Origin of the sequence: Burkholderia sp. 9779_493 (assembly GCF_015712215.1) — a bacterium.
GTDB classification, from domain to species: Bacteria; Pseudomonadota; Gammaproteobacteria; order Burkholderiales; family Burkholderiaceae; genus Burkholderia; species Burkholderia cenocepacia.
On sequence record NZ_JACCQA010000024.1, the window covers coordinates 86,115 to 109,650 of the forward strand.

General features: G+C 67.5%; 24 protein-coding genes. 7 read left to right on the forward strand and 17 right to left on the reverse strand.

Annotated elements, in window-relative coordinates; translation table 11 throughout:
• Window positions 1–4 precede the first annotated feature (4 nt).
• A complete protein-coding gene (locus H0X95_RS23790; RefSeq protein WP_058902666.1) occupies window positions 5–1,168 on the reverse strand; it encodes a porin in 1,164 nt (387 codons plus the stop codon).
• Window positions 1,169–1,913: 745 nt separating this feature from the next.
• Here H0X95_RS23790 and H0X95_RS23795 point away from each other — a divergent pair.
• Window positions 1,914–2,504, forward strand: coding sequence for a GNAT family N-acetyltransferase (locus H0X95_RS23795; protein WP_012493090.1), 591 nt, complete (start codon window positions 1,914–1,916; stop codon window positions 2,502–2,504).
• A gap of 30 nt (window positions 2,505–2,534) precedes the next feature.
• Here the strand turns inward: H0X95_RS23795 and tam are convergent, their stop codons facing one another.
• Window positions 2,535–3,320, reverse strand: coding sequence for a trans-aconitate 2-methyltransferase (gene tam / locus H0X95_RS23800; protein ID WP_006495838.1), 786 nt, complete (start codon window positions 3,318–3,320; stop codon window positions 2,535–2,537).
• A gap of 138 nt (window positions 3,321–3,458) precedes the next feature.
• Between tam and H0X95_RS23805 the strand changes: the two genes are divergently transcribed.
• Window positions 3,459–4,355 (forward strand): LysR family transcriptional regulator, encoded by an 897-nt coding sequence (locus H0X95_RS23805; protein ID WP_062885226.1) that lies wholly within the window; start codon window positions 3,459–3,461, stop codon window positions 4,353–4,355.
• Between the two features lie 61 nt (window positions 4,356–4,416).
• Here H0X95_RS23805 and H0X95_RS23810 read toward each other — a convergent pair whose 3' ends face one another.
• The 4 genes from H0X95_RS23810 to H0X95_RS23825 form a co-directional block, all read right to left on the reverse strand.
• Window positions 4,417–4,851 carry a GNAT family N-acetyltransferase gene (locus H0X95_RS23810; RefSeq protein ID WP_043205092.1) on the reverse strand — a complete coding sequence of 145 codons (435 nt, stop codon included), beginning with the start codon at window positions 4,849–4,851 and terminating at the stop codon, window positions 4,417–4,419.
• A gap of 163 nt (window positions 4,852–5,014) precedes the next feature.
• Window positions 5,015–5,482 (reverse strand): nucleoside deaminase, encoded by a 468-nt coding sequence (locus tag H0X95_RS23815; RefSeq protein WP_006485478.1) that lies wholly within the window; start codon window positions 5,480–5,482, stop codon window positions 5,015–5,017.
• Between the two features lie 97 nt (window positions 5,483–5,579).
• The gene (cynS, locus tag H0X95_RS23820) at window positions 5,580–6,050 is read right to left on the reverse strand and encodes a cyanase (protein ID WP_006495841.1); all 471 of its coding nucleotides are present in this window, start codon (window positions 6,048–6,050) and stop codon (window positions 5,580–5,582) included.
• 30 nt (window positions 6,051–6,080) lie between these two features.
• Window positions 6,081–6,740, reverse strand: a complete 660-nt coding sequence (locus H0X95_RS23825; protein WP_006485475.1) for a carbonic anhydrase — start codon at window positions 6,738–6,740, stop codon at window positions 6,081–6,083.
• Between the two features lie 113 nt (window positions 6,741–6,853).
• Between H0X95_RS23825 and cynR the strand changes: the two genes are divergently transcribed.
• On the forward strand, window positions 6,854–7,783 hold the full coding sequence (gene cynR, locus H0X95_RS23830) for a transcriptional regulator CynR (protein WP_006495842.1): 930 nt from the start codon (window positions 6,854–6,856) through the stop codon (window positions 7,781–7,783).
• A gap of 106 nt (window positions 7,784–7,889) precedes the next feature.
• On the opposite strand, the gene H0X95_RS23835 is transcribed toward cynR, so the two are convergent.
• Together H0X95_RS23835 and H0X95_RS23840 are read right to left on the reverse strand one after the other, a co-directional pair.
• On the reverse strand, window positions 7,890–8,090 hold the full coding sequence (locus tag H0X95_RS23835) for a hypothetical protein (protein ID WP_034203412.1): 201 nt from the start codon (window positions 8,088–8,090) through the stop codon (window positions 7,890–7,892).
• A gap of 34 nt (window positions 8,091–8,124) precedes the next feature.
• Complete coding sequence (locus H0X95_RS23840) at window positions 8,125–9,444, reverse strand: DUF3422 family protein (protein ID WP_163123235.1); 1,320 nt, start codon at window positions 9,442–9,444, stop codon at window positions 8,125–8,127.
• Window positions 9,445–9,605: 161 nt separating this feature from the next.
• Here H0X95_RS23840 and H0X95_RS23845 point away from each other — a divergent pair, with 161 nt between their 5' ends.
• Window positions 9,606–10,481, forward strand: a complete 876-nt coding sequence (locus H0X95_RS23845) for a LysR family transcriptional regulator (RefSeq protein WP_006485479.1) — start codon at window positions 9,606–9,608, stop codon at window positions 10,479–10,481.
• Between the two features lie 27 nt (window positions 10,482–10,508).
• Here the strand turns inward: H0X95_RS23845 and H0X95_RS23850 are convergent, their stop codons facing one another.
• Window positions 10,509–11,075, reverse strand: coding sequence for a hypothetical protein (locus tag H0X95_RS23850; RefSeq protein ID WP_006492966.1), 567 nt, complete (start codon window positions 11,073–11,075; stop codon window positions 10,509–10,511).
• A gap of 128 nt (window positions 11,076–11,203) precedes the next feature.
• Entirely contained in the window at window positions 11,204–11,554 is a 351-nt protein-coding gene (locus tag H0X95_RS23855; RefSeq protein ID WP_077189227.1) for a hypothetical protein, read from the reverse strand.
• Window positions 11,555–11,881: 327 nt separating this feature from the next.
• Between H0X95_RS23855 and blaOXA the strand changes: the two genes are divergently transcribed.
• Together blaOXA and H0X95_RS23865 are read left to right on the forward strand one after the other, a co-directional pair.
• Window positions 11,882–12,688: an OXA-1043 family class D beta-lactamase gene (gene blaOXA, locus H0X95_RS23860; protein WP_059722262.1), complete on the forward strand. Its 807-nt coding sequence runs from the start codon at window positions 11,882–11,884 to the stop codon at window positions 12,686–12,688.
• Entirely contained in the window at window positions 12,685–13,824 is a 1,140-nt protein-coding gene (locus H0X95_RS23865) for an acyltransferase family protein (protein ID WP_059722260.1), read from the forward strand. Before blaOXA ends, H0X95_RS23865 begins: the two co-directional genes overlap by 4 nt.
• Window positions 13,825–13,929: 105 nt before the next feature.
• Here the strand turns inward: H0X95_RS23865 and H0X95_RS23870 are convergent, their stop codons facing one another.
• From H0X95_RS23870 to H0X95_RS23895, 6 genes are all read right to left on the reverse strand, one after another.
• Window positions 13,930–14,673 carry a hypothetical protein gene (locus H0X95_RS23870; protein ID WP_059722258.1) on the reverse strand — a complete coding sequence of 248 codons (744 nt, stop codon included), beginning with the start codon at window positions 14,671–14,673 and terminating at the stop codon, window positions 13,930–13,932.
• 16 nt (window positions 14,674–14,689) lie between these two features.
• Window positions 14,690–16,081 (reverse strand): alkaline phosphatase, encoded by a 1,392-nt coding sequence (locus H0X95_RS23875; protein WP_059722256.1) that lies wholly within the window; start codon window positions 16,079–16,081, stop codon window positions 14,690–14,692.
• A gap of 32 nt (window positions 16,082–16,113) precedes the next feature.
• On the reverse strand, window positions 16,114–17,547 hold the full coding sequence (locus tag H0X95_RS23880; RefSeq protein WP_059722255.1) for an alkaline phosphatase: 1,434 nt from the start codon (window positions 17,545–17,547) through the stop codon (window positions 16,114–16,116).
• A 153-nt stretch (window positions 17,548–17,700) separates the two neighbouring features.
• A complete protein-coding gene (locus H0X95_RS23885) occupies window positions 17,701–18,291 on the reverse strand; it encodes a class I SAM-dependent methyltransferase (protein ID WP_059722253.1) in 591 nt (196 codons plus the stop codon).
• 468 nt (window positions 18,292–18,759) lie between these two features.
• Window positions 18,760–20,481, reverse strand: a complete 1,722-nt coding sequence (poxB, locus tag H0X95_RS23890; RefSeq protein ID WP_034178655.1) for a ubiquinone-dependent pyruvate dehydrogenase — start codon at window positions 20,479–20,481, stop codon at window positions 18,760–18,762.
• A 146-nt stretch (window positions 20,482–20,627) separates the two neighbouring features.
• Window positions 20,628–21,128 carry an Lrp/AsnC family transcriptional regulator gene (locus H0X95_RS23895; RefSeq protein ID WP_006495856.1) on the reverse strand — a complete coding sequence of 167 codons (501 nt, stop codon included), beginning with the start codon at window positions 21,126–21,128 and terminating at the stop codon, window positions 20,628–20,630.
• Between the two features lie 195 nt (window positions 21,129–21,323).
• Here H0X95_RS23895 and H0X95_RS23900 point away from each other — a divergent pair, with 195 nt between their 5' ends.
• Entirely contained in the window at window positions 21,324–22,340 is a 1,017-nt protein-coding gene (locus H0X95_RS23900) for a 1-aminocyclopropane-1-carboxylate deaminase (RefSeq protein WP_006485468.1), read from the forward strand.
• 199 nt (window positions 22,341–22,539) lie between these two features.
• Here H0X95_RS23900 and H0X95_RS23905 read toward each other — a convergent pair.
• The coding region (locus H0X95_RS23905; protein WP_163123233.1) for a hypothetical protein at window positions 22,540–23,536 on the reverse strand (997 nt) is incomplete at its 5' end.

Below are 23,536 nucleotides of genomic sequence, written 5' to 3' on the forward strand. Positions count from 1 at the left end.
TCGATCAGAACTTGTGACGCAGGCCGATCCGCGTGACGAACTGCGTGTTCGCGCCCGCGCTGCCGACGAACGACGGCGACGAGCCGATTTCAGCCTGTACCGGCACGACCCGGCCGTTGATCGTGTTGCTGCCCGACGCCTTCTGGTACGCCGCGCTCACGTACACGTCGGTACGCTTCGACAGCGCGTAGTCGACCGCGGCGTTGACCTGGTGCCACTTGCCGTCGTAGCGGCCGTCGAGCTTCGAGAACGTATAGCCGAGACCGCCGCTCAACGCCGGCGAGAACGCATAGCGGCCGCCGATTTCGTAGTTGTTCAGCTTCGACGATTCGCCCGACAGCGGCGTGAACTTCGTATGCGTCCAGTTCGCCCACACGAGGCCCGCCGCGATCGCATAACGCGCGCCGACGCCGACCGTCTCGAGGTCGCGCAACCCGAACGTGTTGATGTTCGCGATGCTCACGCCGAACGCCGGCGTCGCGCCGTTCGGGAAGCGGATGTTCGTGTACGCGGCGCCGATGCCGAACGGCCCTTGCGCGTAGTTCGCACCGAAGCTGTACGCGCTCGACGCACCCTGCGCGCCGTTCGTGCCGGTCGTGGTGGGCGTGCCCGCGAACTGCGTCGAGTTCGAGAACCCGTACATCGCGCCGAACGTGAGGCCCGCGAAGTTCGCGCTCTGGAACTTCACCGCGTTGTTGATGCGGCTCGACGTCAGCTGGTCGAGATCGTTGATGTGATACGCGTAGTTGCCGGCCGGCGTCTGGCTGCCCATCGTGTAGTTCGCGCCGATGTAGTCGGTCGAGAACGAGTATTGACGGCCGAACGTCAGCGAACCGATGCCGTTCTTCGACAGCCCGACGAACGCCTGCCGGCCGAACAGCGCCCCGCCCTGGCCGATCGAGCCGTCGCCGCTGCTGAAGCCGTTTTCCAGCACGAACAGCGCCTTCAGCCCGCCGCCGAGATCCTCGGTCCCGCGGATGCCCCAGCGGCTGCCCGACGCGACGCCGTCGCCGTACTTGACGAGCTTGCCGTGCCCGCCCGTCGTCGCGACCTTGTTCGAATACGTGATGCCCGCATCGATCAACCCGTAGAGCGTGACGCTGCTTTGCGCGTGCGCGGCCGTGCCGAACATCCCGAGTGTGGCCGCGGCCACGATGGTCTTCTTCATGTTGCTTCCTTTTTGTTGTGGACGCGCGCGCCTGCGTCGCGGCAGGACGCGCGGCGTGTTGACGAGAAACCGTACGACGGACGAACGCAAGCCCGCACCGGCAGACGCGCGCGTGCCTCATGCGCGTGCACGATGTTCCATTTCGATGCCGGTGTGGGCTTGCGGAAGCGGCATGCCGCAGGGCGGCCGCTCGTGTTGCGGCGTCGGCACGTGTGCGCATCGGTGGCGCATGCGTGCCGGCGCATTGCTCCGGCGATGCAGGTCAGACGCGCTTCCGGCTGTCGTGGAGCAGATGGACGGCGTGACGCCGGACGGCATCACGACCTTCGATATATTTTTCGGAATATAACGAGTTGTCACCGAACGGTAAACAATTATTCGGGTTCCTGTCGTCATTCATCCACAGGCAAGCGGCGACGAGCCCGGCGCGAAGCCGCGATGCACGTCAGGCGTCATCGCATCGCGACGCAGCTGGCCGGCGCCGAATTCCCGCATAATCAGGCGGTCGAACGAGCGCCGCGGCCCGCGCGCGAATGCCGCAAACGTATGCGGTGTCGCCCGATCCGTCGGCCGCATGCATTCGACCGTCGCGCACGCAGCCGGTCTGTGCCGGCTCCACGCGCGACGAATTGTGCAGGTGCAAAAAACCACGCAACGACGAGAATGCGATTCGCCGCCCGTCATGGTGACGACGATCGCATCACGGACCACACCACGCCATCCCGCGAAGACAGGACACCGACATATGGACCGAGCCGAACACATCAGCATCGAACCGGCGCTCGCGCTTGCCGCCGACGAACTGGACGGATGCGATTTCTCGTTCGACATCGCGTGGGAATTGAACGCGCCGTATCAGGACTTGCTCGATCTTCGCGCGCTGCCGGTGCGACGCAAGGACTACGGCTTCGATCCGGCCGGCTGGGCGAGCGGCGCGTCGGGCCGCACGGCGCTGTTTCGCGCGACGGCCGGCGAACGGCTCGCCGGCTTCGTCGCGATCGAGGAAAGCTGGAACGGCATGGCCGAGATCGCGGAGCTGGCCGTCGACCGCCAGTACCGGCGCCAGGGGATCGGGCAGTTCCTGCTGGCAGCCGCCGAAGCGTGGGCGCGCAGCCACGGGTTCGGCTTCATGCGGCTCGAAACGCAGGCGAACAACGTCGCGGCCTGCTCGACCTATGCACGCGCGGGCTTCGCGCTCGGCGGCCACGACCGCTTCCTGTACGCCGATGGCGAGAACGCCGGGGAAGTCGCGTTGTTCTGGTACAAGGACCTGCGCGACGGGCAGACCGCGCGAAGCCGCACGGTCGACCCGGCATCGGTGCCGGCGGTGCGCTGAGGCACGGCCGGCCGTCGCGTCGATACCGCGCTACTTCCGCGTCGCCACGATGAACAGGCGCGGAAACGGCAACAGCACCGTGCCGTCGTCCTGCGCCGGATAGCCGTCCGGCCCGGCCAGCGCATCGCGATAGCGTGCGACGAACGCGCGCTGTTCGGGCGCGTCGAGCGCCGCGAGGAACGGCCGCAGCGCGCTGCCCTTGAACCATTCGACGACCGCATCCGCGCCGCCGCGCAGCGGGTGGTAATAGGTCGTGCGCCATACGTCCACGCGCGAACACAGCGGCGCGAGCAGCGCATGATAGTAGCGTGCGTCGAACCGCTCGGTGCGCGCCGCGCCTTTCAGCTTGTCGGCCCACGGCCCGTCCGCGGCGACTTCGCGCATCAGCCGGTGCGCCGGTTCATCGAGGTTGTCGGGCATCTGCACCGCGAGATGGCCGCCCGGCGCGAGGCGGCCGACGAGCATCGGGAACAGCGTGTCGTGCGCCGGCACCCATTGCAGCACCGCATTCGACAGGATCAGGTCATAGCCGCCCGGATCGTCCCAGGCGGCGACATCGGCAAGGTCGAAACGCAGTGCCGGCAGGCGCTTGCGCGCAGCCGCGATCATGTCCGCCGACGCGTCGATCCCGTGGATCGTCGCGTCCGGTGCGCGCGCGATCAGCGCTTCCGTCGAATTGCCCGGCCCGCAGCCGATATCGATCGCGGTATGGATCGGCGTCTTCGGCACGGCGGCCAGCAGGTCGCGCACCGGCCGCGTCCGTTCGTCCTCGAACTGCACGTACTGGGTCGCGTATTGATCGAGCGGGGTCGTCACGATGGATCTCCTGGTCGGCATGAGCGGCTGCGTTGCATCGCGCACGGCGATGCAACGGGCCATCGATTCAGCGCATTCTGCGACTGCCGCCGACCTTCAGTAAAATGAATTTAATATCGTGATTGATTCAAGATTCTGATGAAGATCGATACGCTCGGTGTCCAGGCTTTCGTCGCGATCGCCGACGGCGGCAGCTTCAGGCAGGCAGCCGATACGCTGCACGTCACGCAAACGGCAATCACGCAGCGGCTGCGCAAGCTCGAATCGTATCTCGGCGTCGCGCTCGTCGAGCGCACGACGCGCCGCACCACGCTGACCGAGATCGGCCGGCGTTTCCTGCCGCAGGCCCGCCGGCTGCTGAACGAGCTGTCCGACGCGCTGACCGAAATCCGCGAGACCGGCCTGAGCCAGCGCGGCGACGTCACGATCGCGTGCGTGCCGACGGTCGGCGTGCAGTATCTGCCGCGCATCCTGCGCGCGTTCTCCGGGCATCGGCCGCACGATCGCGTGAAGATTCTCGATCATGCGTCGGCGTCGGTGCTGCAGGCCGTGCTGCGGCGCGAAGCGGAATTCGGCATCAGCATCGCCGGCGACCAGCACCCGGAACTCGTCAGCGTGCCGCTCACACATGACCCTTATGTGCTCGTGTGCCGCGACGATCACCCGCTCGCGAAGCGGCGGCGCATCCGTTGGGCGGCGCTGCAGCCGCATCCACTGATCTTCGCCGGCGAAGTGAGCGGCAATCGCGGGCTGCTCGAAGGCGCGCTGAAGACGAGCGGCGTGTCGCTGCATTCGTTCTACGAGGTGCAGCGCAGCTCGACGGCGCTCGGGCTCGTCGCGGAAGGGCTCGGCGCGGCCGTCGTGCCGAAGCTCGCGATCCAGAAGAACGCGTATCCGATGATCCGTACGATCGAGCTCGTCGAACCGTCGGTGTCGCGCACGCTCGTGCTCGTCACCCGCCGGAGCGCGCAACTGTCGCCCGCTGCGCGGGCGCTGTACGACATGATCGTCGAGCAGGCAGCGCCCGGGCGGTGATCCGCGAGCGGTGCGGTACGACCCGCGTGTCACGGGATGCCAGGCAACGACCGGTTGCCGCTCAAAGCACCTTGACCATAAACACGCGCGCCGCGCCTGCCGGCTCGCACGGCACTTCGCCGAACGTCTCGTAACCGTGCTTCCGGTAGAAGTCGGGCGCCTGGAACGAGATCGTGTACAGCACCGCACGCGCGCAACCGCGCCGCTTCGCCTCCGCTTCGGCCTCGCGCAGCAGCCGGCTGCCGAAGCCGCCGCCGCGCAGCGATTCGGGCAGATAGAACAGGTCGATGAAGAACAGGCCGAGCGACGTCCGGCCGGTGAGACCGCCCAATACCTCGCCGGTCGCGGGATCGGTCACGTAGACGTCGAGCGCGGCTGCATCGGCGCGCCCCGTCATCGCATGGTTGAATTCGCCGAGCTTGCGGCTGATGAAGTCTCGGGCGGCCGGTTGCCCGGTGTCGGTCAGTTGAAGGATAACGTCGGGATGCGGTGTCATCGGAGGCGAACACGTGCGTGAATGGATCGCCGGGTGTGCGGCAGCCGCGGCGGACGTCGCACGACTATAGCGCGTCGTCACGCGTTCACGCCATCGCGAACGCCGCCATCGGGCCGCGACGATCACGCCCGCCACGCCGGTATCGCGTCCGCGATGAAGCATGTCACTTCGCGTTCAGCTCCTTCCAGCGCCGGTACACGTCGATCGCGCCGTCATGCTTTCGCTGCACCATCGGCAGCCGGCGTTCCTCAATCGGTTTCGCATATTCGGCATAGAACGTATCGAGCTCGAAATACTTGCGGTCATCCCGATAGAACGGTGCGTAATCCTCGCGCGTCGTGATGTAGATCACGCGTTTCGGGCTGCAGTAGTACAACGAACCGAGGCACATCGGACACGGGCTCGCGAGGATGTAGATCTCGCAGTCGGTCAGGTGCTCGGTGCCGAGCGTGCGGCACGCGTCGCGCACCGCGAGGATCTCCGCGTGCGCGGTCGGGTCGCTGGTCTGCGCGACGAGGTTCGGGCTCTCCGCGACGATCTCGCCGTCGCGGACGATCACCGTCGCGAACGGGCGGCCGCCCTCTTCCACGTTCTTCATCGCGAGATCGATCGTTCGTTTCACAAAATCCATGGTTGCGTCCTCGTTGAAACGGCATGGCGGGAACGTGCGCCGGCCGGCGCACGTCGGCCGGCACCGCGCGGCACCGCGTGACGGCGCCGCACCGGCGTCAGAACGGCTTGGTCGGCAGGTACTTGCCGTCGAGCGTGATCACCGCACGCGAGCCGCCTTCGGGATCGTCGACCTTCTTCACGTCGAGCCGGAAATTGATCGCGCTGATGATGCCGTCGCCGAACTTCTCGTGAACGAGCGCCTTCAGCGTCGTGCCGTACACCTGCAACATTTCGTAGAAACGGTAGATGGTCGGGTCGGTCGGCACGCGATCGTCGATGCTGCCGCGCAGCGGGATCGTCTGCAGCAGCAGCACCGCGTCGTCGTCGAGGCCGAGCTTGTCGGCGACGATGCGCGCCGCGTCGGCCGGCAACGCATGCTGGCCGAGCAGCGCGGCCGTGACGAACGCTTCGCTCAGGCCCGTGCCCTCGGTGAGCTGCGCGAACGACAGGTTCTTGCGCGCTTTCGCGAGGACGACGGTTTCCGCCAGCGCGTGGCGCGCCGTCTGACTGTGCTGGGACTGGATCATGGTAATGCCTCGTAGTGGAGTGGGAGCGATTCAGGCCGCGACGGGTAGCGTCGCGGGGGTAGCGCGGACGCCGGGATGGTCCGCGAGGGACACGAACCGGCCGGTCGCGCCGTCGTAGGCGTCGATGCAGCCCGATTCGATGTCGTAGACCCAGCCGTGCAGCGCGAGACGCCCTTCTTCGAGCGCGAGCCGCACGGCGGGGTGCGTCTTCAGGTTGGCCAGTTGCGCGACGACGTTCTCGCGCACCATCGAGTCGATCCGCTCGCGCTCGCTGCGGTGCGTGCGCGCCTCGTTCACGACCCGCGCCGAATCGGCATAGCGCAGCCAGTGGCCGACAGCCGGCATGTGATCCATGCACTGGCAGGTCGCGATCGCGGTCATCGCACCGCAATCGGAATGCCCGCAGATCACGACGTCGGTCACGCGCAGCGCGGCGACCGCATATTCGACCGACGCCGACACGCCGCCCGGCTCCGGACCGTACGACGGCACGATGTTGCCCGCGTTGCGGATCACGAACAGGTCGCCCGGCTCGCGCTGCGTGACGAGTTCGGGCACGAGCCGGCTGTCCGAGCACGAGATGAACAGCGCCCGCGGGTTCTGGCTGCGCGCGAGATCGCGAAACAGCGCGGCGCGCGCCGGGTAGGCGTCGCGCTGGAACTTCAGGAAGCCTTCGATGATGTCCTTCATCGCGTGTTCTCCGGTGCGGATGGAATCGATGAAGGGCAGGTTACGCCCGACTTCCGATAACGTAAAAGACTGATTTATGATCCACCGGATAAGCACGACTTATGGGAACCGCCATGCTGCTGCGTCACATCCACTACTTCCTGGCCGTCGCCGAACATCGCAGCTTCACGCGCGCGGCCGCCGCGCTGCACGTGTCGCAGCCCGCGCTGTCGCAGCAGATCCGCCAGCTCGAGGACACGCTCGGCGCGCAACTCTTCGACCGCACCGGACGCGTCACGCGGCTGACCGATGCCGGCGACGTGTATTTCCGCTATGCGCGGCAGGCGCTGCACGATCTCGCGGAAGGCCGGCGTGCGATCCACGACGTGCAGGATCTGAGCCGCGGCTCGCTGCGCCTCGCGGTCACGCCGACCTTCACGAGCTATCTCGTCGGGCCGCTCGTCGAGGCGTTTCACGGCCGCTATCCGGACGTGTCGCTGTCGGTGCGCGAGATGTCGCAGGAGCGGATCGAGGCGCTGCTCGTCGACGACGAGCTCGATGTCGGCATCGCCTTCGAGGACGTGCAGACGGCGGATATCGACGCGCAAACGCTGCTGGTCGAAACGCTCGCACTCGTCGTGAACCGCGGGCACGCGCTCGGCGGCAAACGCAAGGCCGGGTTGCGCGCGCTGCACGACGCACCGCTCGTGCTGCTCACCGCGGAATTCGCGACGCGCACGCAAATCGACCGTTATTTCCGCGCGCACGACGTGCAGCCGCGCGTGCTGATGGAAGCGAATTCGCTCGGTGCGGTGATCGAGATCGTGCGCCGCACGACGCTTGCGACGCTGTTGCCGGCGACGATCGCCGTCGAGCACGACGATCTCGTTGCCGTCGCGCTCGATCCGGCGGTGCTGCGGCGCACGGCCGTGCTGTTGCAGCGCCGGGGCGCGTATCGGAGTGCGGCCGCGCGTGCGTTCGTCGAGCTGGCGCTCGCGCACGGGGCGGAAAGATCGAGGCGGGAAGGCAGCGCGCGTGCGACGCGCAACAAGGCGTCCGGCTGAATGCCGTCATGCGCGACGGCAAGCAACGCCGTCCCGCGCGGACGTCCGGCGTTTCACTCGACCGAAACGCCCGCGTGACGTTGATCCGACGCGCAGGGAACGCGCGTCAGTTGTACCCGAGGATCGCCACCGCCGCGACCTCCGGCCGGTCGATCGCGCCGCCGACGAGCGATGTCGTCGGCTCCTGCAGCACGGCCTGATACGAAGTGACGCGCCCCGCTTCCGGCGCGCCGGCTTCGTCCCGAACCGGTTGATCGAAGGCATCGATGCCGCTGAGGCAGTTGGATTGCGTTTGCATGAAAGTCATCTCCATTCCTTTGCTTTGATATGTCGTTGATGGTCTAGCTGGCCTGCTTCAACGCGACCGCCTGCACAGGCGTGCCGTCGTGCGCCGCCTCGGACCGCGCCAGCTGGGCGCGCGTGCGCCGCGTGATGTGGATCACCGCGAACACGACCGGCGCGATCAACAGCCCTTCCGCCAGTTCGGGATCGACCGGCAGGTTCATCACGTGCAGCGCCTTGAACGCCGCGGTCGCGAGCGACAGCACGTAGTACGAAATGGCGGCCACCGACAGCCCTTCGACCGCGTGCTGCAAATGAAGCTGGTTGCGCGCGGTGCGCTCCATGCCGGCCAGGAGCCGCGTAACGTCCTTTTCCTGCGCGAGATTCACGCGGGTGCGCAGCAGGTCGACCGCCCGCGCGATCCGCGCGGCGATCTGTTCGTGGCGCGCCCACACGCTGCGGCAGGTTTCCATCGCCGGCGCGAAACGCCGCTCCATGAATTCGGCGAGCGTCGGCATGCCTTCGATACGCTCCTCGCGCAACTCCTGAATACGCGCGAGCACGAGCTTTTCGTACGCGCGCGACGCGCTGAAGCGCGCCCCCGATCCCGACAACGATTCGACCCGCACCGCGAGATGCGTGAGCTTGACGAGCAACGCCGCGTCGTCGCCGTCGGCGCCGCTCGCGTCCATCCGCTGCATCAGTGCATGCAGCGCCGCATGGATTTCGTCGAGCTCGCGGCTCATCCCGCGCGCGACGGGCAGCGCAAGCAGCGCCATCATCCGGTACGTCTCGATTTCGTACAGACGCTGCAACAGCCGGCCGCCCTGCTCCTCGCGGAAATCCTCGTCGACGACGAGAAAGCGCATGAAGCCGTCGTCGCGCACGTGCCAGTCGCAGAACACCTTGCCGCCGCCGAGCACGTGGCTGCCGACGAGCGCGGGCCCGTCGATCCAGCGCCGCAGGTCGCCGCACACGCGCCGCGCGGCGTCGCCCGACAGCAGTTCCATCCGTACCGCGACGAAGCGGATGCCGGCCAGCCGCGCGAACCACGCGGCCGGAATGCCGGCGATCGCGCGATCGTCGAAATAACCGGTGTCGCGACGCGGCGCGACGAACGTGAAGGTCGAGAATTCGGTGTGGCGTTCCCACTTCAGGTACCAGCCGCACGGCGACTGCACCGCATGGTGCGTCGCGCCTTCGTGCGGCGCGTCGATCCCCGTGTCGCGGCACAGCGCGTGCAGCAGCGTTTCGTGGATGTCGGGCTGGCCGTCCGCATAGATCGCGTAATGCGTGAGCGACACGGCTTCGGCGAGCCGCAGGAACGGCCGGGCATGCAATTCCGCGGCCAGTGCGGCGCGCAACGGATGGTCGATCATCGATACACCACGCTTCCTTGTTCGGTGCTGCACGCCGGATCAACCGGCCTGAACGCCGCGCCGCCCTGGGGCGAAACACCAGCGTGATCGCACTATGGCAGACACACAGCAACAATAAAAACGCATAATGCTGATCGTTACGTTCAGTTTTCCTGATACCCATGAAGATGCTCGATCACGACGTGCTGGCCACCGTCGTCGCCGTCGCGGAAACCGGCAACATGACCCGCGCGGCCGAGGCCGTGAACCGCTCGCAGTCGGCCGTGAGCATGCAGATCAAGAGCCTCGAAGACGCGATCGGCCGGCCGCTGTTCGTGCGCAAGCCGCGCAGCATCGTGCTGACGCGCGAGGGCGAGGTGCTGCTGGGATTCGCCAGACGAATGCTGGCGTTGCGCGACGAGGCATGGGCGGCCGTGGTGCGGCCGGAAGTGACCGGCAAGGTCGTGATCGGCGTGCCGGACGACTATGCGTCGTCGCTGCTGCCGTCGGTGCTGAAGAAATTCTCCGCAACCTACCCGAAGGTCGAGATCCAGGTGATGGGGCTGCCGAGCAGCGCGCTCGCGCCGCTGATCAAGGAGGGCACCGTCGATCTCGTGTGCGGCACGCGCATCAAGGGGCTGTCGGGCGATTTCATCCGCCACGAGCCGATGGCGTGGGCCGCGATGACGAACGGGCCGCGCGTCTGGGAGGAACGGCCGCTGCCGATCGCGGTGTTCATGCCGGGCAGCGTCGCGCGCGAGAACGCGATCCGCAGCCTCGAACGCGCGAAAGTCCCCTATCGCACGTCGTATGAAAGCCCGAGCCTGCTCGGGCTGCTCAGCATGGTCGAGGCCGGCCTCGCGGTCGCGCCGCTCGCGCGCTGCGCGATTCCCGCGCAACTGTCGATGCTCGGCCGCTCGCACGGGCTGCCCGACCTGCCGCCGCTCGAGCTGATCCTCGCGCGCAGCACCAAGTCGAAACGGCCGCCGTGCGACTTCCTCGCGGAACAATTGATGGAAGACCTGCAGCGGCAGACCGGGCAGACCGGCGACGCGTGAGCCCGCCGGCGCCGGCTCGCAGCAAGGTCAGCGATGGCCGGTCGCGCCATGCCCGGCCGCGCGCAACGCCGCGTTGACGATGCCGGCTACCGTATCGACGAGCGCTTCCAGCGTGTCGCCGTGCACGTGCCGCCCGGCCGGCGGAACGTGCTCGCTGCGCCGGCCGCCCCACTGCGAGCCGGCCGTGACCGACAGCGTCGCGCTGAACCGCTGGCCGTGCCGGCGGCCGAAGATGCCGATACGCCGCTCGGCGACGTAAGCCTGTTCGGGAAGAAACAATCGGATCTCGACCGCCGCTTGATCGGGGTCGGCCGCACACGCATCCGCATCGAACGCCGGTGCGAATGCCTTGACGATGCGGAACGTCACGTGGGAATCCCACGCGGCGAGCGGCCCGCCGGCCGCGTCGACGCGTTCGGCGTCGACCGACCACTGATGGCGATCGGGCACGCGAATCGCTTGGCGCAGCAGCACGTCCGCCGCGCGAACCGTCACCGTCAACTGCCGGGCAAGCTGCCTGCCCGACGGCAACGCCGCGGTATGCGCGCGACGGGCAGCCGGGCGCGCAACACGCACTTCTTCCGTAAGGTACATGGGCCCTCCCTGTTCAGGGGTCGCGCCGCGTTCGACGCAGCGCACAAACGTCCACCATCGCCAGCCGGCGAACAGCACCGCGGCCGGCGAATCGGCGGCGGATTAGCCAAGCAATCGCCGTTCCCGGCTCAGCCAGCGTCGGCCGGGAGCCGCAACCGGCGCGCGATCGGCCCGATTACCGCATCGACTTGCTGCGCGATCAGCGTGTGCAGCGTGAAATCCAGATCTTCCGCGGCGATGTCGAAATGCACGTGGATCACGTTGCGCACCGCGCGGGCGCTGACGACGTACACGCCGAGCGGGGAATGCAGCAATGCGGCAAGCCGGGCGTGCGCGGCCGCGGCGGAGCCGGCCGTCAGCGTGACCGGCAGTTGCAGGCGCGGGCGCGGCGGCGGGAACGGTACGACGTCGCCGGATGGGCCGGCGCGCAACCGGCGGCCGGCGACATCGAACGCGGGAAAGGGATGAATGAAGGTCATGGCGCGGACGGAAGCCGTCCCGGCTGTTCGACACGTCCCCAGCTTAGAAGGGACCATATAAACGCCGTGCAAAAAAACGGTGTGCCCGTGCAAAAAACGGCATGCCGGCCGGGCGCTGGCCCGTCTTGACGACGTGATACGGCCGCTCGGCCGTCGCGCGTGCCCGTCAACCATGACAGGTCGACAGCCGTCGCTCCGCCGATACACTGTGAGCCGTCCCGACGACCTCGATCGATGTCACCGATGCCTGCCGTCGGCTTCGATCGCGCACGGCCTGCCGCTTCCGCCCGCCCCGCGCACCGTCCGCACCTTTCCAAGGAGTTGCACTTGAAGCCCTGGCGCCCTGCGCTGTTCGCCTTCGCCGGCCTCCTGGCCGCCGCGTCTTCCGGCGCCCATCCCGTCTGCACGGTCGTCGCCGACGCCGCCACCGGCAAGGTGCTCGTGCAGCGGGGCGATTGCACGACCCGCGTGACGCCGGCATCGACGTTCAAGGTCGCAATCGGCCTGATGGGCTTCGACGCCGGCGTGCTGAAGGACGCGCACACGCCCACGCTCGATTTCCATGCCGGCTACCCCGACTGGGGCGGTGCGCCGTGGCGCGAGCCGACCGACCCGGCACGCTGGATGAAGCTGTCGATCTTCTGGTATTCGCAGCAGGTCACGCAGGCGCTGGGGCAAGCGCGCTTCCAGCAGTACACGAGCGCGTTCGGCTACGGCAACGCCGACGTCACCAGCAACGAGGGCGAACGGCCCGGCGTGATGGGCGCGTGGGTCAATGCGTCGCTACGCATCTCGCCGCTCGAACAGGTCGCGTTCATGCGCAGGATCACGCAACGGACGCTGCCCGTCAGCGCGCACGCGTACGACATGATCGCGCGCATCACGCTGATCGACGCGCAACCGGGCGGCTGGACGGTGCACGGCAAGACCGGCACCGGCTCGCCCGGTATCCAGTACGACGCCGCACACGCATACGGCTGGTTCGTCGGCTGGGCGACGCAGGGCGCGCGCACGCTGGTGTTCGCGAACCTGATCCAGGACGACGCGCAGCAGACGCCGAATGCCGGCCTGCGCGCGCGCGACACGTTCCTCGCGGCGCTGCCGACGCTCGCCGAACCGGCCCGGCCGCAATGAGCGCCGCGCCCCGCAACGCCCGCATCGACCTGCTGCGCGGCATCTCGATCCTGCTCGTGCTGCTGCATCACTTCAACATCGCGTATTCGCTGCGCGACACCGCGCTCGCGCGCGTGCCCGGCTGGGACACGATCCATGCGATCGTGCGCAACGGCAACTACGGCGTGACGATGTTCTTCGCGATCTCGGGCTACCTGATCACGTCGAACGCGCGCCGCCGCTGGGGCAGCCTCGGCGCGCTCGACGTGCGCGCGTTCTACGTGTCGCGCATCGCGCGGATCGTCCCGTGCCTGCTTCTGCTGCTCGCGCTCGTCAACGGCCTCGCGGCGGCCGGCGTGCCGATCTTCGCGAACCACGCGCCGCAGGGCGTCGCCGTGTCGTACTGGCTAGTGAATCTGGCGTCGCTCACGTTCTGGATGAACGTGCTGATCGGCGCGTACGGATGGGTCAACTACGCGCTCGGCGTGCTGTGGTCGCTGTCGGTCGAAGAGGTGTTCTACCTGTCGTTTCCGCTGCTGTGCATCGCACTGCGTCGCGACACGCGGTTGCTCGCGTTCTGGCTGCTGATCGCCGCGATCGGTCCCGTGTACCGCTACACGCATCCGGGTGACGAAGGCGGGTTCCTCTATGCGTACTTCGCGTGCTTCGACGGCATCGCGATCGGCTGCTGCACCGCGCTGCTCGCCGAACGCGCGCAATGTCGCAAGCTTGCAGCCGCGCCCGTGCAGCGGCTTGTCGCGACACTGATGACCGCGCTCTATCTCGCGTGGCCGATCGCCGAAAGCCATGTGCTCGGCGTGTCCGCGATGGCGCTCGGCACGGCCGTGCTGCTGATCGGCGCCCATGCGGAACGCGCCCCCGCTCGCGGTCGCCTGCTCGCGCCGCTGCGCTGGAGCGGCCGGCTCAGCTACGAGCTGTATCTGTTCCACCTGATCGTGCTCGGCACGCTGCGCACGTTCTGGCCGCCGTCTGCCACGCATGGCGACGGCAAGCTGGTGCTGCTCGTCGCGTATCTGGCGCTGTCGGCCGGCGTGAGTGCGGTCATCGCGCGCGGCTATGCGACGCCGCTCGACCGCTTCATCAAGCGTGCGGCGTCGCGGCCCGCGGCGCGAGTGACGGACAGCGCGCGCGTCTAGTTTCCCGCACGTCGCGGCGAACAAGGCGGAAGCGGCCAGGGCCACGCGGTATCGCCTGCACGATACCGGCCGGCCCGACCGCAAGCGCCGCTTGCGCCGCGTCGCTCAATCGAGATAGTCCGCGTATTCCTTGCGCGAATAGCCGGCGAGCGTCTGCCACGGCAACGTGTCCCGCCGCGCGGCCGGTGCCGGCGTCAACGTCAGCTTGCGCGTCACGCGGCCGTCCGCGCTGCGGTATTCGACCGACAGCGGCGCCTGCAACCGCTCGCTCCACAGAATCCGGTTCGCGCCGCGCGCGCCGGGCGTGTCCACGGCCTGCTCGTACCAGACGGTGCCGGGCGCGCCGCCGCGCTTGGCGACCGCGAGCCGCTTCAACTGCGACGGCGGCGTCACGTAGTACGCGTTGTCCCACGAGCCGTCGAAGCCCGTGGTTTCGTACTCGGCCGGCGGCACGCTGACGACCGTCCGGTTCGCCACGTCCACGTACTCGATGCGAGCCGACTTGCCGTCGTACGTGACGTGCCGCGCGGCGGCCTGGAAGTTGAAATGCTTGTGGCCGGCGTGGGCCGCGGCCGGTTTTACCCCGGCGCGGCGGCCCGCATCGTGATCGTGGTCATGACCGTGATCGTCGCCATGCTCGCCACCGGCCGCCGCCGCGGGCAGCACGCGCTCGACCCACACGTGGCCGTCGCGCCGCACCATCCGTTCACGATACAGCGTCGTGCGCGTCACGCCGTCGGCCGTGACCGTGCGGCTTTCGTGCTGCAGCACGGCATCGAGATCGGCGGCGGCCACCGCGGGCAGTGACACCCCCCCGCAAGCGAGCACGCAGAGAAGCTGACGTTTCATCGTGACGTCACCCGGCTCAGAAGCCGAACGCCGAGCGCACGAGACCGAACACCTTCGTGTTGTCGATCGTGCCCTTGAACGCCTTCGCGTCCGCGCCGTCGGCGAACAGCATCACGTCGCCGCCGCCGTGCGTCTCCGATCCCGCGCTGCCCATCCGCACGCCGACTTCCTGCAGGTACGCTTCGTTCATCGCGGTGGCCGAATCGACCGACGCGCGCACGTTCGGCCGGTTGGCGCCGTTGCCGAACACCAGCGTCGTGTAGGTATTGCCGTCGGCATCCTTGCTCGGCTGACCGTCGCGATAGTTGCGGCTGATGTCGAGAATCGGGTTGCCGCGCTTCGAATAGCCGTTGATCGTCATCGTGTGGTCGTGGTCGGCCGTCACGACGATCAGCGTATTCGCCAGGTCGACCTTCGACAGCGCGACGCGGATCGCTTCGTCGAACGCCGCCGTGTCTTCGAGCGCGCGCTTCGCGTTGGTGCCGTGCAGCGCGTGATCGATCCGGCCGCCTTCGACCATCAGGAAATAGCCGTTCGAATTCTTCGACAGCACGTCGATCGCCTTCGACGTCATGTCGGCCAGGCTCGGCTGCGTCGGCCCTTCGCCCTTGCCCGCGACGCGATCGAGTTCGTACTCGAGATGGCTCGTCGAACTGAAGAGACCGACCAGCTTGCCGTTGCCGGCCTGCGCGAGCTGATCCCGGGTCGCGACGACCGTGTAGCCCTTCGCCTTCATCTCGTCGAGCAGGTTGCGCCCGTCGGCACGGCCGCGCTTGTTCGACACCGGATCGAACGGCGTCCAGTGGTTGCGGCCGCCGCCCATCAGCACGTCGACGCCGTCGCCGAGCGCCGCGTTGTAGCCCGCGCCGCCGGGCACGGCCTGCGCGGCGATGTCGTACTGCGCATCGCGATGGCAGATGTGCGAATAGGTCGCGGCCGGCGTCGCATGCGTGAGCTCGGTGGTCGTGATCGCGCCGACCGCCTTGCCGCGCGCCTTCGCCAGTTCCAGCAGCGTCGCGACCGGCTGGCCGTTGCCCGGTGCGCAATGGTTGACGGTCTTGTTGCCGTTGACGTCGCTGCCCGGCGCGACCGCGCGCGTGTCGGACGACATCGACAGCACTTCGTTGTTCATCTTCACGCCGGTCATGTACGCGGCCATCGACGGCGCGCTGTCGGTCGTCTGCGCGTCGTTCGAGAAGGTCTTGACGCGCGCGGTGCGGGCCAGCTTCTCCATCGTCAGTTGCCCCGATTCGCCGACCTTGTAGATCCGGCTCGCGGTCACGGTCGTCGGCCCCATGCCGTCGCCGAGAAAGAAGATCACGTTCTTCGCCTGGCCGGCGGCCTGCGCCGCGCCGCACGCGAAACCCGCGACGGCCAGCGCCGCCGCGATGCACTTGATGGTCGACATCCTGTATTCCCCTGTACCCGTGTTGTCGGCGCTCAAAGCTGCACCGCGTTGCGCACCAGCTCGAAGACCCTGTTGTTCTCGATCACGCCGTGGAACGCATCCGCGCCGCGACCGATCGCACCCAGGAACACATCAGTGCCGCCGTGCGTCTCGTTGCCCTTGTCCATTCGCACGACCGCCTCCTGGCGATAGTCGTCGGCGCCCGTCACCGCATCGGTCAGCGCGGTGCCCGCGCGGCTGCCCTGCACGCGGTTCTCGCCGTTGCCGAAGCCGATGATCGTGTACGGCGCGCCGTCCGCATCCTTCGCGATCGCGCCCGTCTGGTAGCTGCGCAGCACGCCCAGCACGCCGGGCTTGCCCGCTTCCGTCTTGCCGGTGCGCGCCGCATAGCCGTTCAGCACCAGCGTGTGATCGTGATCGGCCGTGACGACGATCAGCGTGTTCGTCAGGTCGGGATCGGTCTTGCGGACCTTGTCGAGCGTCGCCTTGATCGCGTTGTCGAACGCGATCGTGTCCTGCAGCGCGCGCTTCGCATTGGTGTCGTGCAGCGCGTGATCGATCCGGCCGCCCTCGACCATCAGGAAATAGCCGTTCGGGTTGGCCTGCAGCACGTCGAGCGCGCGCGTGGCCATGTCGGCGAGGCTCGGCTCCCTGGTCGCGCCGCGATCGAGGTCGTAGCTCATGTGGCTCGACGCGAACAGGCCGACCAGCTTGCCGCGCTTCGTCGCATCGGCGGCCAGCAGGTCGTCGCGGTTCTGCGCGAACGCGTAGCCTTTCGCCTTCAGTTCGTTGACCAGGTTGCGGCCATCGGTGCGCTTGCCGCTGCCGTCCTTCGGCACGAAGAATTGCGCGCCGCCGCCGAGCACGACGTCGACGCCGTCGCCCAGCGCGCCGTTGTAGCCCGCGCCGCCCGGCACGAGCTGCGCGGCGATGTCGTTCTCGGCATCGCGGTGGCACACGTGCGCATACGTCGCGGCGGGCGTCGCGTGCGTGACGCGCGTGGTCGTCACGACGCCGGTCGCCATCCCGTTCGCCTTCGCGATTTCGAGCAGCGTCGACACCGACTTGCCGTTGTTCGCGCCGCAGTTGCCGGTGAGGCCCGCGCTCGGCTCGATCGCCTTCGTGTCGGGCGACATCGAGATCACTTCGTTGTTGGTCTTGACCCCGGTCATGTACGCCGACATCGACGGCGCGCTGTCCGTCACCTGCGCATCGTTCGAATAGGTCTTCACGAACGCGGATTCCGGCAACGTATCGATCGTCAGCGCGCCGTCTTCACCGACGCCGTAGATGCGTGCCGCCGTCAGCGTCGTCATCCCCATCCCGTCGCCGAGGAAAAAGATCACGTTGCGCGCCGCCGTCTTCACCGGGGCGGGTGTCGAGCTGGTCGGGCCGTCGTCGCTGCCGCATCCGGCCAGCGCAAAGGCGCCGGCACACAGCAGCGCCGCCATTTTGATTCGATTCATGTTGCCGATCTCCCCCGCCGTTGATGCTTTCGAAATGAAAGGCGATGGTAGGAAGCCGATGTGACGGCAAGATGAATGGAAACTGGAAGGATCGGTATGGCTGATGAAAGGATGGAACGAGGCGCCGCGTCCGGGCGCCCCGCGCGACCGGGCTCAGCCGGCGTATGCGGCGGCGGCGCAGCGCACGGTGACGATTCGTGCAGGTGGAAGATTGGCCCAGACGATCCGGCTGCCGCTGGCAACGAATGCCGAGTCGCCGAGCGGATGACGGCCTGGCGGGCGCAGGTCGTAGGTGAATTGAATCATCACGCCGTCGGCCGACAGCACGCGATGGCATTGACCGACGATCGCCGCCACGGCCTCACGGGGCAGCGTGCGCAGCGGCAGGCACGACACGATCGCGTCGACCGTCGCGCCCGGCGGCAGCAACCGCTCGAGCTGCCGTGCGTCGCCCGACACGATCGAGATACCGGGAAAGCGCCGTCGCAGATGCTGCACGAACGCCGGCGAGCGTTCGACGACGACGAGACGCCGGGGCGCGACGCGGCGTTCCAGCAGCGCCGCGGTGATCGCGCCGGTGCCGCCGCCGAGTTCGACGACCAGCCCGTCGCCATCCGGCACCGCGTCGGCCATCTCGCGCGCCAGATGCCGCGAACTCGGGCACAACGCGCCCACCGCGGCCGGCCGGCCGACCCACTCGCGCACGAACAGTGCCGAGACACGCCACGCGTTCGGCCACGTCATAGGCGGGCCTCCGGCGCGTGCGCGGTCGGCGGCGACAGGCCGACGACTGCGCGGGACAGGGCTACGGCGACACGGGCAAGGTTCATGCGCATCCTCCTGGGCGAATCGGTCCGCCGCGGGACACGCGACGATCAATCGATTCTAGGAAACGCAAACTTAAGACGACGTGAAGATTGACCCTGATTCTCCTGACCAATTCGTGCCGGATCGGCCGTCGATTGCCGAGCCATCATCGATGCGCTGCCGCGAGTGCGCGGGATAACGCGCGTCGACGAACCGGGCCTGCCGCAGCGCCGTGTCGATCGCTGCGCGATCGCCGGCCGTCAGCGGTACGGCGGCCGAAATGGGGTCAGCATTTCGGCCGCCATATCGTTGTTCCCGCCGTTCATCGAAACCGTGCGCAAGTGGGCGGTACAGCCCCGCCTGCGAACCGCGCGCCACGCTCGCCGCACGACGCGCGATACACCGTCACCGCAAGTTGGTTCTCGCCAGTTCGACGATCTCGTCGCCGCGCCCGCTGAGAATCGCGCGCAGCATGAACAGGCTGAAGCCCTTCGCATGCGCGAGCTCGATCTTCGGCGGCATCGCGAGCTCGTACTTCGACGTGACGACGTCGACCACCGCCGGCCCGTCATGCTCGAACGCGGTGCGCAATGCGTGTTCGACGTTCTCCGAATGCTCGACGCGCACGCTGAAGATGCCGGCGCCCTTCGCGATCGCCGCGAAGTCGGTCGGGCTCAGGTCGACGTTCGTGTCGAGATAGCCGGCCGCCTTCAGCTCCATCGACACGAAGCCGAGCAGGCTGTTGTTGTACACGACGATCTTGATCGGCAGCTTGAGCTGGCGCGCGCTCAGCAGATCGCCGAGCAGCATCGACAGCCCGCCGTCGCCCGACAACGACACGACCTGCCGCCCCGGATGCGCACCCTGCGCGCCGAGCGCCTGCGGCATCGCATTCGCCATCGACCCGTGGTTGAACGAGCCGTGCAGTTGCCGCTTGCCGTTCATCGTCAGGTAGCGCGCCGCCCAAAGCGTCGGCGTGCCGACGTCGGCCGTGAAGATCGCATCGTCGGCCGCGACTTCGTCGATGATCTTCGTCAGGTACTGCGGATGGATCGCGCGGCCCGGCGGCTCGGCCACCGCGAGATCGTCGAGCCCCTTGCGCGCGGCCGCGTAGTGCTTCAGCGCATTCTCGAGGAAGCGCCGCTGCGTCTTGCGCGTGAGCCGCGGCAGCAGCGCCGCGATCGTTTCCTTCACGGTGCCCACCAGCCCGAGCGCGAGCGGCGCGCGATGGCCGAGCTGCGAGCCCTTCCAGTCGATCTGCGCGATCTTCGCGTGGGCCGGATAGAACGGCCGGTACGGGAAATCCGTGCCGAGCATCAGCAACGTGTCGCACGACTCCATCGCGTGATAGCCGGAACTGAAACCGATCAGCCCCGTCATCCCGACGTCGAACGGGTTGTCCCATTCGACGAACTGCTTGCCGCGCAGCGCATGCACGACCGGCGCGCCGAGCGTGTCGGCCAGCGCTACCACCTCGTCGTGCGCGCCCTGCGTGCCGCTGCCGCACAGCAGCGTGACCGCATCCGACCCGTTGAGCAGCGCCGCGAGCCGGTCGAGGTCGGCATCGGCCGGCAGGATCGCCGGCGGCGCCGCGTCGCTCCACGCGGGCGCTTCGTCCGGGCCGTCGCCGAGCGCGATGTCGCCCGGCAGCACGATCACCGCCACGCCGCGCTCGTCGATCGCGGTACGCATCGCGCGCGCCAGCACGCGCGGGAACTGCGACGCGTTCGTCACGAGTTCGGCGAAGTGGCTGCATTCGCGGAACAGCTCCTGCGGATGGGTTTCCTGGAAATAGCCGAGACCGATCTCGGTGGACGGGATGTGCGCGGCGATCGCGAGCACCGGCTGGTGATTGCGGTGGCAGTCGTACAGCCCGTTGATCAGGTGCAGGTTGCCTGGGCCGCAACTGCCCGCGCACACCGCGAGCCGCCCGGTCGACGCGGCGTCGGCGCCGGCCGCGAACGCCGCGCTTTCCTCGTGCCGCGTGTGCATCCAGCGGATCGAGCCGAGCTGGCTCAGGCTGAACGACAGGCCGTTCAGGCTGTCGCCCGTCACGCCCCAGATGCGCTCGACGCCCGCTGCCGCGAGCGTCTTCGCCAGGTATTCCGCCATCGTCTGTCTTGCCATGATGCCCTCACAGTTGGGTTGTCGCGACATGCAGCCACTGCCCTGCATCGGCGCATGATAGTCAAGGACGCGAACTGACGTATGAACGGTGCAATTGCAATTCGTTCCGCGCGGCCGACCGACGCGAAACCGGCCGTCCCGCCGCGCTACAGCGGCAACGCATGGGTCGACAGGATCTCCTTGAGCACCATGAACGAACGCACCTGCCGTACGCCCGGCAGGTACAGCAGTTGTTCCGCGTGCAGCCGATTGAAGCTGTCGTTGTCGCGCGTGCGCACGAGCATGAAATAGTCGAACTCGCCGGTCACGACATGGCACTCGACGCACCCCGACACCTTCTGCGCGGCCTTCTCGAACGCGGCGAACGTTTCCGGCGTCGAGCGATCGAGCACGAAGCCGATCACGACCAGCATCCCGGCGCCGAGCGGCTTCGGGTCGAGCAACGCGACGATGCCGCGAATCAGCCCCATTTCCTTCAGCCGCTCGACGCGCCTTAGGCACGCCGGCGCGCTCAGCTTCACTTTCGCTGCGAGGCTCACGTTCGAGATCGACGCGTCCTGCTGCAATTGCCGCAGGATCGCGCGGTCGATCCGGTCGAGCGCCGGTGCGGCGTCGGCCGGCGATGCACTGCTTCGATCTAATTTCATTGCGCAAACCTCGTTTTAGACGAATTGAAATTGTTTATCTTCCGCTCATATCGTCGATAACGTAGGCTGCCGCAATTGATTTCGCAAGCTCATTTCCCCTGCTTCTGCCTATCATTTTCGTCATCGGAGCACGGCGTGCCGGCCGCGCCCGAACGATCCGATTTCCGCCTCGTCCCCTGTTCCGGAGCCCCGCCGATGAATCTGCAACGCTTCCCCCGTTACCCGCTGACGTTCGGCCCGACGCCCATCCAGCCGCTCAAGCGCCTGAGCGCGCATCTCGGCGGCAAGGTCGAGCTGTATGCGAAGCGCGAGGACTGCAACAGCGGCCTCGCATTCGGCGGCAACAAGACGCGCAAGCTCGAATATCTCGTTCCCGACGCGCTCGCTCAAGGCGCGGATACGCTCGTGTCGATCGGCGGCGTGCAGTCGAACCAGACGCGCCAGGTCGCGGCCGTCGCCGCGCATCTCGGGATGAAATGCGTGCTCGTGCAGGAGCACTGGGTCAACTATGAAGATCCGGTGTACGACCGGGTCGGCAACATCCAGTTGTCGCGGATGATGGGCGCCGACGTGCGGCTCGTCGCCGACGGCTTCGACATCGGTATTCGCCGTAGTTGGGAAGAAGCGATGGAGAGCGTGCGACAGGCGGGCGGCAAGCCGTATCCGATTCCGGCCGGCTGTTCCGAGCATCCGCTCGGCGGGCTCGGATTCGTCGGCTTCGCGGAAGAAGTGCGCGCGCAGGAAGCCGAGCTCGGCTTCAGGTTCGATTACGTCGTCGTCTGCTCGGTGACGGGCAGCACGCAGGCAGGGATGGTCGTCGGCTTCGCGGCCGACGGGCGCGCGGACCGCGTGATCGGCATCGATGCGTCGGCGAAGCCGGAACAGACGCGCGAACAGATCACGCGCATCGCGCGGCATACGGCCGAGCTGGTCGGGCTCGGCCGCGATATCGTCGAACGGGATGTCGTGCTCGACACGCGTTACGGCGGCCCGGAATATGGGCTGCCGAGCGACGGCACGCTGGAAGCGATTCGGCTGTGCGCGCGGCTGGAAGGCATGCTGACCGATCCCGTTTATGAAGGGAAATCGATGCACGGGATGATCGACAAGGTGCGGCTCGGGGAATTCGAGCCGGGGTCGAAGGTGTTGTACGCGCATCTCGGCGGGGCGCCGGCGTTGAGTGCGTATAACGGGATTTTTCGCAACGGGTGACGTCGCTTTTCGAGACAGTTCGCACTTAACGGCCCCGGTACCCAAACCGACACACGTATAAATTGAAATGCCGCCGGCAAGCCGGCGGCGAAAGATGCAGCCGCATATCACGTGGCGCACCTGAGGCACTCGATTCGACGTACTCGGATCGTGCTAGTTGCAACGACTCGCGCAATGCAGCAGCGGGCAACGCGCCCGCCTAATTCTGCGTGAGCGGATTTAGCGTCGTGCACAGGAAGCCCGTGCAGTTCTTCGGCGTGAAATAGAACGATGCCATCACCGGCGTGGGGGTGCCCAGAGCCAGATCGCTCAGATAGGCGCCTCCTTGCGCGCCGAACGCATTGGCCTGCTGCACGAAGCTCGCGCCGGTCGACTGGATCGCGGCCGACTGGTACGTGAAGGTCGGCGACTGCGTCTGGTCCTTCACGTAGATCCACGAGATCGCGGTACCGAATGCCATGCCGCCCTTCGCGCGATAACCCTTCGCCCCTTCGCTGTTGGCCTGTGCAATGAAGTCGTTGACGGTCGACGTCGGCGCCAGCGCGTCGTACGTATAGGTCGCGTTCGACGCGTTATTCTTCATGTACACGTTCGCCTGCACGGCGCCCACCATCAGCGGGCCGAGCAACCAGTAGCCCGACTGGCCCTGGCCGTTCGCCTGCGTGAGGAACGCGTTGGCATCGGCCGGCAGGCTAGTCGTCGTGTACGTGTAGGTGGCGGATGAACCGCCATCCTTGCGATAGAGATCGCCGTACGTGAGCGGCCCTTCGTAGCGGTAGCCGCTCGCCCCCTGCGCGTTGGCCGCATTAACGAAGGACGTCATGTCGGCCGGTGCCGTCTGCAACTGGTATGTGTAGGTCTGCGCGGTGCCATCGTTCACGAAGATCGACTGCGTTCCGCCATTGCCCGCAGTGTAGAAGTAGTCACCCAGATAGCGATAGCCCTTCGCGCCTTCGTTGTTGATCAGCGTCAGGAAGCTCGCCTTGTCGGCCGCGACAGGCTGCGCCTCGTAGCGCCACGTCAGCGTGACGCCGCCCGAGCCACCCGAACCGCCGCTGCCGCCGGAACCCGTGCCGCCCGTCCCGCCGCTGCCGCCGTTGTTGGTCGTGCCCGATCCGCCGGACGCCGCGGGCGAGGAATTGTCGTCGCCACCGCCGCAAGCGGTCAGCGCCAGGCAGGTCAATGCAATCAGTGCA